Below are 12,373 nucleotides of genomic sequence, written 5' to 3' on the forward strand. Positions count from 1 at the left end.
CGCGTGACCTTTCCGGCCGGCGCGGCTTTCTCGTCGGATCAGCGTCCGCGCTGATCCCAGGAGCCGCCCATCGTCTTGACGAGGTGGATATAGTCGAAAAGATCGCTCAGCATGAAATGGCGGTTCTCGATCGTCTTCATATGGGCGACCGTGTGGGGATCGCCGTCGAGATAGCGCGAGGCGGTCGTTCGGAATTGCTCGGGCAGGCCGAGATTGAAGGAGGAGGGCTGCGCGAGCATTCGGCAAATCTGGTCGAAAAGCAGCCGAAACCTCTCATCCTCCGGGTCCATGTAGACGTCCCCGAAATCCTCCTTGTAGCGGCCGAAGAGAGAAAGATAGTCGGCGCTGTCGGGCTTTTGCTGCATTTTGCTCGTCCATCCCCATTCGAGACGCGAGCCGGCATGAAAGAACGGCGCCACCGCCGCGCAAATCCGCTATAGAGGGCGGGCCGGGCGGCGCGTCCCCCGACTCCAATCCGTTCCCCCGAGGCGACTCCGATCGTGACCTTTGGCGCAGCTCCCTCCCTCACTTCGGCTTTCACGCCCTTCGACGCCGGCGCGGAGGTCGTCGCCGCTTCCTTTCTCGGCGCGGCGCCCGTGCTGGCGCTCGGCGACGGACGGCTCGCCATTGCGGGCGGCGCCGAGCTCCGCCACAGCGTGGCGCATCCCGACGGCGCGATATTGGTCGCGGCGAGCGACGGCCAGCGGCTGATCACCGGCGGCGATGACGGGCTCGTCGTCGCGTCGGGCGTCGCCGGCGGCCGCGAGATCATCGCCGATGAGAAGGGCAAATGGATCGACGCCGTCGCCGCCCGCGGCGATGGGACGCTCGCCTGGACTGTCGGCCGCGAACTGCGGGCGCGCGCGCCCAAGGGCGAGGTCAAGACGCTGCCGCTGCCGTCGAGCTCGCGCGGCATCGCCTTCTTTCCGAAGGGCTATCGGCTCGCCATCGCACATTACAACGGCGTCTCGCTGTGGTTTCCCAACGCCGGCGCGCCGGAGGTTCTGGAGTGGAAGGGCTCGCATATCGACGCGACGGTCTCGCCGGACGGCAAATTCGTGCTCACCACCATGCAGGAGAACATGCTGCACGGCTGGCGCGTCTCCGACGGCAAGAATATGCGCATGGCCGGCTATCCGGCGAAGACGCGTTCGCTCTCCTGGTCGCACGACGGCAAATGGCTGGCGACCTCGGGCGCCGACGCCTGCGTCGTCTGGCCCTTCCAATCCAAGGATGGGCCGATGGGCGAGCCGCCGCGCGAATGCGGCGTGCGGCCGGAGGTGAAGGCGACGCGCGTCGCTTTTCATCCGACCGCGCTCGCCGTGGCGGTCGGCTATGAGGATGGAATGGTGATGCTGTGCCGCCTCACCGACGCCGCCGAATTGCTCGTGCGCGCCCCGGACCAGGGCGCGCCGGCGCGCATTTCGGCGCTCTGCTGGGACGCCAAGGGAACGCGGCTGCTCGTCGGCGCCGAGAATGGCGCGGCGGGCGTGCTGACGCTGCCGACAAAATAGGATTCGGAGCGGGAGGCGCTCATGGCCGCCCATATTCCCAAGCTTTTGTCGATCGCCGGCTCAGATCCGAGCGGCGGCGCCGGCGTGCAGGGCGATCTCAAGACGTTCTCGGCGCTGCGCTGCTACGGAATGGCCGCGATCACGGCGCTCACCGCGCAGAATACGAAAGGAGTGAGCCTCGTTCATCCGGTTCCGCCCGCGGTCGTCGCCGCGCAGATCGACGCGATCTTCGCCGATATAGAGGTGGATGCGGTCAAGATCGGCATGTTGGCCGAGCCTGCGATCGCTCGGGCGGCGGCGGATTCCCTTTCCCGCGCCCGGGCGCGGCGCATCGTCTTCGATCCCGTGCTGGTCGCCACCAGCGGGGATTCCCTTTCTTCCGCCGGCTCGATCGAGACGGCGATCGCGCGGCTCTTTCCGCTCGCGGCGCTCGTGACCCCCAATCTTCCCGAGGCGGCCGCCCTTCTGGGCGCGCCCGCGGCGTCCGCTCCGGGAGAAATGGTCGAGCAGGGTCGCGCGCTTCTCGCCCGCGGGGCGCGCGCCGTGCTGATGAAGGGCGGCCATCTTCCGGGCGAGCCGCTCGACATTCTCGTCGAGGGCGAGAGCGTGCAGGAATTCCACGGCGCGCGCGCGCCGACGCGAAATCTGCACGGCACGGGCTGCGCGCTCTCCGCCGCCATAGCCGCGCATTTGGCGCAGGGCGCTGAACTTGTCCCGGCGATCCGCGCCGCCAAGGATTTTTTGGCGCGGGCGCTCGGCGCCGCCGATACGCTCGCGCTCGGCGGCGGGCGCGGGCCTCCGCATGTGCTGCACGACCTCTGGAAGCGGTGACGTCAGCGCAGGATTTGCGCCGAACGGCCGCCCCTGCCGCGTAGCGAGGCGATGCTGGTGCGATCGAGGATCAGCGCCATGGCGTCGCGCACGTCGAGCATCAGATCGCGGATCGCGCAGGCGTCCTCGTCCGGGCAGTCGTTGCAGCGCTGATAGGCGGTGCGGCTGGCGCAGGCGATGGGCGCGAGCGGCCCGTCGAGAATGCGGATGATCTGGCCGACGGTGATCTTGTCGGCGGGACGGGCGAGGTGATAGCCGCCGCCCTTGCCCTTCTTGCTGTTGAGAATGCCGGCGTTGCGCAATTCCAGCAGGATCGCGTCGAGGAATTTGCGGGGAATATTGTTCTGCGCCGCCATATCGCCGGCGAGGCACTGCCCTTCGGCGCCGGCGAGATGGATCAACGCCTTGAGCCCGTATTTCGCTTTGTTGGACAGCATCGGTTCGCAATCTCTCCCATGCGCGCCGCATGGAGCGCGAGCCTCGCCTCGGTCAACTCGGCAAACTCCATCGGCTGTCTTGCCTTCGCCGCGCCGAGCGGGACGAGGGTGCGGCGGACGGCGCGACGCGAGCCCGCCGAGGCCCCGAGCCGACGATGCGAATAGAATAGATATATCGACAATCGCGCAAGAAGGAAAACGCCGAGGTGCGATCCCGCGCGCGGCGGAGAGAAATCGCCCATCCGGCGAGCCGGGCATAAATTCAGTAGAATACTATGATGATGGCGCGTCTGCGGGCGCATCCGCGCCGGCGTGGGCGTGGCGCATGAAGCCGGCGGCGGCGTCCCGTTGTGCGGCGCACAGTCCCGCTGGACGGATCGACATTTCGTCGTTAGGACGTGCGGCTATCCCGGAGAATCTTCATGGCGCGCACGCGCATCTGTCTCGCCAGGCACGGCGAAACCAATTGGAATCTCGAGAGGCGCGTTCAAGGGCAGCTGAACATCCCCTTGAATGTCCGCGGAATGGCGCAGGCGGAGGCGCTGGCGCGCGAGCTCGGCTCGACGCATTTCGACCGCATCTACAGCAGCGATCTCAAGCGCGCCTTGCAGACCGTCACGCCGCTGGCGCGCCGGCTCGGCCTGCCCATAGAGACGAGCGTCGCGCTACGCGAGAAGGACGACGGCGATTGGCACGGCATGACCTTCGACGATGTCGACCGCGCCTTTCCGAGCGAGCACGCCAAGCACCGCCAGCGACAGGCGGATTTTCTCATTCCGGGCGGCGAGACGCTCTCCGCTTTCGCCGCGCGCGTCGGCGATGAGCTGAGCGCCATAGCGGCGCGGCATCCGGGCGAGACGGTGCTCGTCGTCGCCCATGCCGGCGTGCTGGACATTGGCTATCGCCTCGCGACCGGTCTCGGTCTCTCCGAGAAGCGCGATCCGCCGGTGCTGCACGCCGCGCCCAATTGGTTCCTCTATGAGGACGGACGCTGGACGCTCGAGCGCTGGGCGGAGGAGGGCGCGCGCGAGCGCGTCGTCATGCCCTATGACGGGCGCAAGCTGGAGCGCCGTCCGGCCGCGCGGCTGCTGCCTTTGGACGAGCAGAATCGCGTTCTTCTGTTCCGCTATTCGACACGCCTGTCGCCGGTGTTCGTGGCGCAGGGACATTCGCATTTCTGGGGCTCGATCGGCGGCGCGCTGGAGCCCGGCGAGACCTTCGACGCCGCCGCCCGCCGCGAGCTCGCGGAGGAGACCGGGCTCACTGGCGTCGAGATCGGCGACATCGTCTTCTCGCGCGAATTTCCGATGCAGCTCGGCGAGGATTGGTTCCAGGCCGACGAGCGCTTCTACGCCATTCGCACGGGCGAGTTCACGCCCGACACCAGCGGCTTCACGGAGATAGAGCGCAGCGACGTGCTCGGCTGGAAATGGTGGAGCGCCGAGGAGATCGCCGCGGCGCAGGAGCTGGTGTTCCCCGAGGCGCTCGACTGGCTGCTGGGCAAGCTGCGGCGCTGATCCTCGCCGAAAGGCGCGCGGGTCCGATGGGCTTTGGACCGCGAGCCTTCAGCCTCGCATTCTGTCGGCGAATTGCGTCAGTCGAAATCCGCGGCGATGAATTCCGGCAGCGCCTCCGCGCGTAGGGAAAAATTCGCGAGCGCCGGATAATCGGCGGGGTCGAGGCGATCGGCGAGCGCGAAGCGCGAGAAGCGCCAGGCGACGGCCGTCGTTATATCCGGCTGCAGCGGGCGCGCGCCGAAGAGAAAGCTCTCCTTGGCCTCGGCGGCCTCTTTTTCCAGCAGGTGGTAGGCGGCCCGCAGCTGGCCGTCGACGCGCGCGATCCAGGCGTCGTGCCGCTTCTCCGGCGGGCGGAGCGATTCATAGACGAGCTGCACGGTCTTCTCATTCGCCGCCAGCGCCAGCCCGATGATTCGTTGCGCGCGCGAGAAATGCTCCGGCCGCTCCGGCGTGAGCCTCCGCTCGGCGGGGACGAGGCGCTCCAGATAATCGAGGATCAGAGTCGAATCGAGCAGAGCGACGCCCTCGTCGGTGACGAAGGTCGGCGCTTTGACGACCGGGTTGATCTGCGAAAAAGCATCGAAATCGCGAAACACCGACACGGGCTCATGGATGAAAGGCAGACCATAGGCTCGCAGCGATACGGCGACGCGTCTGACATAGGGCGAATCCAGCATTCCGATGAGACGCATGTTCAAATCCTTCTCGCTCGCCCCGGCCCGAGACGCGATCATCGCGACAAATGCGTTAATTCGACGGCCGTATGGATTTTCGCCCATAGGGTGAAAATCAGCAACCTCTGCAATGCGTGCGGCGCGCCGCTCGTTTATTCGTGAAATCCATGAAGCAGACCACACGCAATGATTATGCGCGGCGCATCGCGCGCGTCACCGAGGCGATTTTTCGCGATCCCGCGCGAGCGCGCTCGCTGGAGGATTGGGCGGCGCTCGCCAATTTTTCGCCCTTTCATTTTCATCGCATCTATCGCGCCATGCAGGGCGAAAGCCTCGCCGACACGATTCGCCGCGCCCGTCTCACCCTCGCCGCGCGCGCGCTGGCGATGAGCGCGCGCAGCGTCACCGATATCGCATTGGAGGCGGGCTATGAGAATGCGCAGAGCTTCGCGCGCGCCTTTCGCGGCTTCGTCGCCGTGAGCCCTACGCAATTTCGCGCGACGCATCGCGCCGCCGCCGATTTCACTTTGCCTTCCCCCGTCGTCGTCACGAGAAAGGACGCAGCCATGAATGTCGAAATCGTCGAGCAGGCGCCGATCCGCGCGCATCTTCTCGAGCACAAGGGGCCGGTGGCGTCGATACCGGAGACATGGGCGAGCCTGTGGCGTTGGCATATGCAGGCGGGCCTCGCCGGGCGGGCGCTCTATCCCATCGGCGTCTGCTATGGCGACCCGGAGGAAGATTGCGGCTTTCGCTATTGCGCCGGCCTGGTCTTTCCAGACGGCGTTGCAGCCTCGGGCGAGGTGACGATCGCCGATATCGTCGGCGGGCGCTACGCCTTCTACCGCCACATCGGCCCTTATAGCGGCATCGCCGCCGCCTTTCAGAGGCTCTATGGCGAATGGCTGCCGACGAGCGGTCATGAGCCGGACGATCGCCCGGCGCTGGAGATCTATCGCAACACGCCCTATGACGCGCCGCCCGAGGGGCTGATCACCGATCTGCTCGTTCCGGTGAGATGACGATTGGTCTCGTCTCGCACCACCGATCGACGACGAGCCAGCAGATCGTGGCCGCAGCCAGGGAGGGGATCGCAAATTCGATCCACATTGCCGCGGCTCCTATGATCCCCATCCTTCCGACGTCCAGGGTCGCGCAATAGGCCGCTACGACGCAGAGGTCCGCGACCAAAGTGCTGAGCCAAGCATCGGCCAAGTGGCGGTGGCCGCGAGAAAGGGCCAGAACGGCGAAGATCACCCCCGTGAGAAGCGCGAAGGGGAAGCCGAAGGTGAGCCCGAAGACGGGAACCATCAGGGGAGTCCGGCGCGCGATCTCGGGGGCCGCCAGGAAGAAAAGCAGCCAGATCGGCGCCGTTCCGGCGAGCGGGCCGAGCAGCGCGAAGGTGGCGACGATCTTCGAGAAATTTTTCCAATACATGGCGATGAATCGACGGCTTCGACGCTGGCGCGCTGCGCGGCAGCGTCGCAAATCGCGTTTGGAAAGGCTAGCGCGAAATGCGAAAGCGCAGAATACGGCTCTCGCCGACGTCGAAAAACTGAATGCGCTTGCCGCCGGCGCGCTCCGCCGTCGTGGGCCAGAAGGCGCAGGCGGCGGCGTTGTCGCGGTGGAAGGACAGCTCCCACCAGCCGACGCGTGTATGAAACGCCTGCATCGCCGCCTCGCCGCCGCAGCCGGCGCGGCGCAGATTCGGCAGCACGTAGAATTCCGCTATGGAAGCTTCGACCGGATAGCCGGAGATGGAGATGGCGTTGACGAGGGTGAAGCCGGCGGCGGCGCCATCGGCCTCGATCACATAAGGAGAGCGGCGCGGCTCACGCCAATAGGAATCGAGGAAAGGATAATTGTCGGGCTCGTCATAGCCCCAAGGGCCGAGCTCGACGAGGTAGCGCCGCAGCAGAGCGGCGATCTCTCGTTTTTCCTCGAGCGGCGCGAGCCGCAGTCGCACGTCCATGATGCGCTTTCCTCTTGCGCCTCACGGCGCGGGATTGCTGTGCAGCCGATGAAACTCGTCGATGCGTGCTTCGATCTGTTGCGTTACGACCTCTCGTCTCAGGCGTTCTGCGCCGGCGCATCGCCGACGATGCGGCCGAGGCCGTTCGGAATGCGTGGGCTGGGCAGAACATAGCGGTTGCGGTCGCGCACCATTGTGGCGACGCCTGCGAAATCGAGCTTGCCGGAGCCGAGCAGCGGCAATTTGTCGACGATCATGAATTCCGCCGGAACCATCAGCTCCGACGCGCCTTTCGATTTGGCGAAGGCGAGGAATTCGGGACGTGTGGCGTCCTTCTGTTGCGTCACCAGCACGATGCGCTCGCCCTTGCGCGGATCGAGCTCGCGCGCCGCCGCCGACAGCGAATTGGGCCACAGCTCCGCGGCGAGCGTCTCCACAGCGGCGAGCGAGATCATCTCGCCGCCGATCTTGGCGAAGCGCTTGGCGCGGCCCTGAATTTTTATATAGCCCTGCGCATCCACGGTGACGATGTCGCCCGTGTCGTGCCAGCCTTGCGCCGGCGGCACGAGCACGCCAGGATTATCCGCCAGAAGATAGCCGAGCATCACATTGGGGCCGCGCACGAAGAGCCGGCCGCCCTCGGCGACGCCGGGAACAGTCTCGAGGCGCAGCTCCATGCCGGGCAGCAGACGGCCGACGCTGCCGAAGCGGTTGAACATGGGCGTGTTGAGCGCCAGCGCCGGCGCCGTTTCGGTGACGCCATAGCCCTCGAGAATGCGAATGCCGAATTTCTCGAGATAGACCTCGCGCGTTCCCTGCTTCACCGGCTCGGCGCCGGCGATGACATAGCGCAGCGAGCGGAAGTCGTAAGAATGCGCGACGCGCGCATAGCCGTTGAGGAATGTGTCGGTGCCGAGCAGCACTGTGGCGTTGGAATTGTAGACCAGCTCCGGCACGATTTTATAGTGCAGCGGCGAAGGGTAGAAATAGACCGGCACGCCGGAGACGATCGGCAGGATGAAGCCGACATTGAGGCCGAAGCAATGGAACACCGGCAGCACGCTGAACAATTTGTCGGTGCGGCCGAAGTCTATGCGCGCAGCCGCTTGGGCGGCGTTGGCGAGCAGGTTTTTGTGCGAGAGCACGACGCCCTTGGGCGCGCCTTCCGAGCCGGAGGTGAAGAGAATGGCCGCCGGATCGTCGGGGCTGCGCTTCTCCAGCGGGCGCTTGTGGCGCAGCAGGGCGAAGAGCTTGTCGGCGCGCGTGATCTCGCCGCGCAGATCCTCGAGATAGACGATGCGGAACTCCTTATCGAGCGCGGCGATCAGCGCGTCGAGCTTGCCCTTTTCCACAAAGGCGCGCGAGGTCAGCAGCGTCGTCGCCTGCGCGGATTTGAGTCCCGAGGCGATGTTCGCCGCGCCGGCGGTGAAATTCACCATGGCCGCGACGCGCCCGGCGCCGACGACGGCGAAGACAGTGACGCCGGCGGCGTTGGAATTGGGCAGCATGACGCCGAGCGCCTCGCCCGTCTGCGAGATGCGCTGCAGCTTGCGGCCGAGCGCATGGGCGCCGATCATGATGCGCTTATAGGTGAGCGCGCCGGTGATCGGGTCCTCTATCGCGACGCGGCCGGCGCCATGCTCGCGCGCCGCGTCGACGAGCGCCTGATGCAGCGTGCGGTCGATGGGGCTGGTGCGGAAGACGAGATCGGACATGATCTCATAGAGCGCCGCGCCGGAGGCGATGCGCCGCGCCTTGCCGCGCAATGCGGGATCGACCTCGAGCCGCGTCGGCTCCAGCACGGTGAGCGTGAATTTGGGGAAGAAGCGGCGGCGCGCCTGCTCGCGGGTCAAACGCGAGAACATGGTCGCTTCCGGTCCTTCTATGCGCACCGGCACGATCCAGGCGCCGGATTTTTCCGCGATGAGTCCGGCGCCGTCATAGACCTTCATCAGGCTGCCGGTGACGGTGAGGCGTCCCTCGGGGAAGATGACCAGCGGATCGCCGTTCTTCACCGCATTGACCAGAGTTCGCGTGCCGAGCGGACGCGTCGGATCGAGCGGAATGGCGCGCACATAACGCAGGAACGGCCGCACCCACCATTTCGTCGCGATCGTCGAGTCGATGGCGAAGACCGGATCGACCGGCAGCACGCAGAGGATCGTCGCCGCGTCGAGGAAGCTCACATGATTGAGCGCGATGATCGGATTTTTGCCCGCCCTGGCGAAATTGCCGAAGCCTTTCACCTCGAGCCGATAGAAGGCGCGGAAGATAATCGACAGGGCGTCACGAAAAGGGGAGACGACGACCGCTTTGTAGATCCATATCGCGGCCAGCGCCATGAGGACGCCCATGCCGAGGAAGAGATCCGGCACGGAGACGCCCTTGCTCTGCAGCAGCGCGACGGCGAAAGCGCCGCCGGCCATGAAGGCGGCGTTGAGCACATTCACCGCGGCGATGATGCGCGAGCGCTCGTGAGGCGGCGCATAGGCCTGTAGCGCGGCGAAGCTCGGCACGATCATCAGCCCGCCGGCGATGGCGAGACAAGCGAGATCGATGGTCACGCGCCAGGCGCCGGAGAGCTCGAAGAATTCGGCGATCTCGAGCGGCGTCGTCGCCTCCCGCGGCGCGAGCGTCGCGAGAGTCCAGCCGAGATCGAGCGAAGCGCCGGCGATGATCGCCGCGCCGATCGCCGCCGGCAGCAGCACGATGCGTCCCGCCAGCAGGAAGGAGGCGAGGCCGGAGCCCACCGCGATGGCGATGGCGAAGACGGCGAGGAACAGGGTGACGACCAGCTCCGAGCCATGCATCACATGCGTGACCAGCGGCGCCAGCAGCGACATTGCGATGACGCCGACGAGCCAGAACAGGCTCGTCACCACGCCGACGCGCCACAGCCGCGTGTCCTTCCACAATTCACGCAGCAGCACGGCGGTGGAGCGCAGAATATTGGGGTCGATGCGAAGATCGGGCGCGGCGCGCTCAGTCGAGGGAATGAGCCGCGCGGCGCCCCAGGCCGCGGCGGCTGCGGCCATCACGCCGATGGTGGTGATGAGCGGCTCGCCGCCGCCATGCATGGCGAGGCCGCCGGCGATGGTGCCGGTGAGAATGGCGAGGAAGGTCGCGCCTTCCACCAGAGCATTGCCGGCCGGCAGTTCCTCCTGGCGCAGATGATCGGGAAGAATGCCGTATTTCACCGGGCCGAACAGCGCGCCGAGCACGCCGAAGGAAAACAGCGCGGCGAAGAGCACGGGAACGGAAGAGAGCGCGAAGCCGGCGACGGCGATCAGCGCCGCGCCCATCTCCACGAATTTGAGGCGCCGCGCGACCAGCGCCTTGTCGTATTTGTCGGCGATCTGTCCGCCGAGCGCGGAGAGAACGAAATAGGGCGCGATGAAAATGGCGCCGGCCAGCGTGACGAGCGATTCGCCCTCATGTCCGCCGATTTTGAACAGAATGAGCAGAACGAGCGCATTCTTGAGGAAGTTGTCGTTGAAGGCGGCGAAGAACTGGCACCAGAACAAAGGCGCGAAACGTTTGGTGAGGAGCAGATGATCGGACATGGGCAAATTCCGTCGGCGCGCGGCGAGAACGCTCTGTTTCGCCGATTCTGTTTAAGGATGGGTTGGTCGGCAGGCGTTGCGCGCCCGCACATACTACGCTGCGGGCGCGGCCCGCGGCGATGAGATTCTGGGGCTCGGACGACCCCTCCCGCCCCCTCTCCCGCAGAGCGGGGTCGGGGGCGGGGCGCGAGCGCGCTCGCTGTCATCGAAAAGGCGGCTTGAACATTCGCGGCCTCCTGTTATGAACATCGTTCAGGCGCGACCATAGCACGATCTGAACAGCGCTCAAGAGAAAAATGAACGACGTTCAAAAAACCGGATCCGACTCTGCGGAGCGCCCCGGCGCCAAGACCTCCGCGCGCCGCGCCGATCTGCGCGCGCGGCTGGTGGCGGCGGGCCGCGCGGCCATAGCCGAGGGTGGGTTGCAGAATTTGAAGGCGCGCGATCTCGCCGCCGCCGCGGGCTGCGCCGTGGGCGCGATCTACAATGTGTTCGACGATCTCGACGATCTGATCCTGCGCATCGGCGCGGATACGCTCGCGCGTCTGGAGCAAGGCCTCGCCGCGCCGCCCGGCCCGGCGCCCGAGCCGGCGGAAGAGCTGCTGCGCCTTGCGTGCGGCTATCTCTCCTTCGCCCGCGCCAATAAGGCGCTGTGGCGGGCGTTGTTCGAGCACCGGCTCGCCGGCGGCCGCGCCGCGCCGGCTTGGTATCTCGAGGATCAGAGCCGGCTCTTCGCCCTGGTCGAGGCGCCGCTGGCGCGTCTGCTGCCGGACGAGCCGGCGTCCTCGCGCGCTCTGCTCGCCCGCACTTTGTTTTCCGCCGTGCATGGGGTCGTCTCGCTCGGCCTCGAGGAGAAGCTCGCGCCTATGCCGGAGGCGATATTGGAGGCCGAACTCGAGCGGCTGGTGCGCGCTTTTGCGGCCGGACTGACCTTGCCGCCGCCGGGGTGAGGCGCGGGTAGAGCGAGCTATGGCTTGCCTTCCAGAGCCCGAGCTGAAATATCGGATTTGGGAAGCTCGAGAGGCGCCGCCGGCCATGCTGCTGATTCTGCTCTTTTTCGTCGCAATGTGGGCGGGCGCGCAAAATGCGCTGGCCGGCGGCGGCTCCTTTCTCACTCTGCCGACGCTCATGCTCACCGGCATGGACGCGCGCGCCGCCAATGTCACATCCTGCGTCGCTCTGTTTCCCGCGCAGATCGCCACCGGCTGGACGGGGCGCGATCTGTCGCGCGGCGCCGCGGGCCTGTCTCTGCGCACGCTGTTCATCATCAGCATCGTCGGCGGGGCGGTGGGCGCGGTCATATTGCTGCTGACGCCGCCCGCCTTCTTCGCCAGGCTGGTGCCCTGGCTGGTGCTGTTCGCGACCGCGGTGTTCGCCTATGGCAGCTTTCTGCGCAAACCCGGCGAGGCGAATGCGCATCTTTCGCCGAGGGGCGCCATGGCGTCGCAATTTCTCATCTCGGTCTATGGCGGCTATTTCGGCGGCGGCATCGGCTTTCTGATGGTGGCGGCGCTGACCATGGCCGGGCAGAATGTGCGCATCGCCGCGGCGACGAAAAATGTGCTCGCCGCCGTGATGAACGCCTCCGCCGTGGCCATTTTCCTGTTCTCGCCGGATCTGCATCTCGCCCAGGCGCTCGTCACCTCGCTCGGCGCGACGATCGGCGGCGTCGTCGGCGCGCGCCTGCTGCATCACATTCCCGACAAATGGCTGCGCATCGTCGTGATCGTCATCGGCGCGCTCTTGACCCTGGGCCTGTTCCTGCGCGCGCCATGAGGCGATTGTCGAGGCCTTTTGTCGGCGCGGGTGGACGGCGGGCGGGGCCTCCTTATGTAACCGCATCGGCGAAGCGCCGCGCATAGGCC

General features: G+C 66.5%; 12 protein-coding genes. 6 read left to right on the plus strand and 6 right to left on the minus strand.

The window, feature by feature from the left end; genetic code table 11:
* Nucleotides 1–38 precede the first annotated feature (38 nt).
* Nucleotides 39–365 carry a hypothetical protein gene (locus KP010_RS19490; protein ID WP_142864066.1) on the minus strand — a complete coding sequence of 109 codons (327 nt, stop codon included), beginning with the start codon at nt 363–365 and terminating at the stop codon, nt 39–41.
* A gap of 135 nt (nt 366–500) precedes the next feature.
* On the opposite strand from KP010_RS19490, the gene KP010_RS19495 reads away from it, so the two are divergent.
* Together KP010_RS19495 and thiD are read left to right on the plus strand one after the other, a co-directional pair.
* Nucleotides 501–1,514, plus strand: a complete 1,014-nt coding sequence (locus KP010_RS19495) for a WD40 repeat domain-containing protein (RefSeq protein WP_142864067.1) — start codon at nt 501–503, stop codon at nt 1,512–1,514.
* A 21-nt stretch (nt 1,515–1,535) separates the two neighbouring features.
* Nucleotides 1,536–2,345 carry a bifunctional hydroxymethylpyrimidine kinase/phosphomethylpyrimidine kinase gene (gene thiD, locus KP010_RS19500; protein ID WP_142864068.1) on the plus strand — a complete coding sequence of 270 codons (810 nt, stop codon included), beginning with the start codon at nt 1,536–1,538 and terminating at the stop codon, nt 2,343–2,345.
* 2 nt (nt 2,346–2,347) lie between these two features.
* Here thiD and KP010_RS19505 read toward each other — a convergent pair whose 3' ends face one another.
* Nucleotides 2,348–2,782, minus strand: coding sequence for an Rrf2 family transcriptional regulator (locus KP010_RS19505; RefSeq protein WP_108918256.1), 435 nt, complete (start codon nt 2,780–2,782; stop codon nt 2,348–2,350).
* Between the two features lie 422 nt (nt 2,783–3,204).
* On the opposite strand from KP010_RS19505, the gene KP010_RS19510 reads away from it, so the two are divergent.
* Nucleotides 3,205–4,299 carry a histidine phosphatase family protein gene (locus tag KP010_RS19510; protein WP_216281355.1) on the plus strand — a complete coding sequence of 365 codons (1,095 nt, stop codon included), beginning with the start codon at nt 3,205–3,207 and terminating at the stop codon, nt 4,297–4,299.
* A gap of 77 nt (nt 4,300–4,376) precedes the next feature.
* On the opposite strand, the gene KP010_RS19515 is transcribed toward KP010_RS19510, so the two are convergent.
* The gene (locus KP010_RS19515; RefSeq protein ID WP_216281357.1) at nt 4,377–4,991 is read right to left on the minus strand and encodes a glutathione S-transferase family protein; all 615 of its coding nucleotides are present in this window, start codon (nt 4,989–4,991) and stop codon (nt 4,377–4,379) included.
* 149 nt (nt 4,992–5,140) lie between these two features.
* On the opposite strand from KP010_RS19515, the gene KP010_RS19520 reads away from it, so the two are divergent.
* Nucleotides 5,141–5,995, plus strand: coding sequence for a GyrI-like domain-containing protein (locus KP010_RS19520; RefSeq protein ID WP_142864070.1), 855 nt, complete (start codon nt 5,141–5,143; stop codon nt 5,993–5,995).
* On the opposite strand, the gene KP010_RS19525 is transcribed toward KP010_RS19520, so the two are convergent.
* The 3 genes from KP010_RS19525 to KP010_RS19535 all read right to left on the minus strand — a co-directional run bounded on the left by KP010_RS19525 (nt 5,967) and on the right by KP010_RS19535 (nt 10,508).
* Nucleotides 5,967–6,410, minus strand: a complete 444-nt coding sequence (locus KP010_RS19525) for a hypothetical protein (RefSeq protein ID WP_142864071.1) — start codon at nt 6,408–6,410, stop codon at nt 5,967–5,969. The two genes, KP010_RS19520 and KP010_RS19525, sit on opposite strands and share 29 nt — an antisense overlap.
* Before the next feature lie 67 nt (nt 6,411–6,477).
* Entirely contained in the window at nt 6,478–6,945 is a 468-nt protein-coding gene (locus tag KP010_RS19530; protein WP_142864072.1) for a GNAT family N-acetyltransferase, read from the minus strand.
* A gap of 98 nt (nt 6,946–7,043) precedes the next feature.
* Nucleotides 7,044–10,508, minus strand: a complete 3,465-nt coding sequence (locus KP010_RS19535) for an acyl-[ACP]--phospholipid O-acyltransferase (RefSeq protein ID WP_142864073.1) — start codon at nt 10,506–10,508, stop codon at nt 7,044–7,046.
* Between the two features lie 296 nt (nt 10,509–10,804).
* Here KP010_RS19535 and KP010_RS19540 point away from each other — a divergent pair, with 296 nt between their 5' ends.
* Complete coding sequence (locus tag KP010_RS19540) at nt 10,805–11,458, plus strand: TetR/AcrR family transcriptional regulator (RefSeq protein ID WP_185966564.1); 654 nt, start codon at nt 10,805–10,807, stop codon at nt 11,456–11,458.
* An 85-nt stretch (nt 11,459–11,543) separates the two neighbouring features.
* Nucleotides 11,544–12,284: a sulfite exporter TauE/SafE family protein gene (locus KP010_RS19545; RefSeq protein ID WP_142864081.1), complete on the plus strand. Its 741-nt coding sequence runs from the start codon at nt 11,544–11,546 to the stop codon at nt 12,282–12,284.
* Nucleotides 12,285–12,373: the final 89 nt, after the last annotated feature.

Source organism: Methylosinus sp. KRF6, from assembly GCF_018887255.1.
GTDB classification, from domain to species: domain Bacteria; phylum Pseudomonadota; class Alphaproteobacteria; order Rhizobiales; family Beijerinckiaceae; genus Methylosinus; species Methylosinus sporium.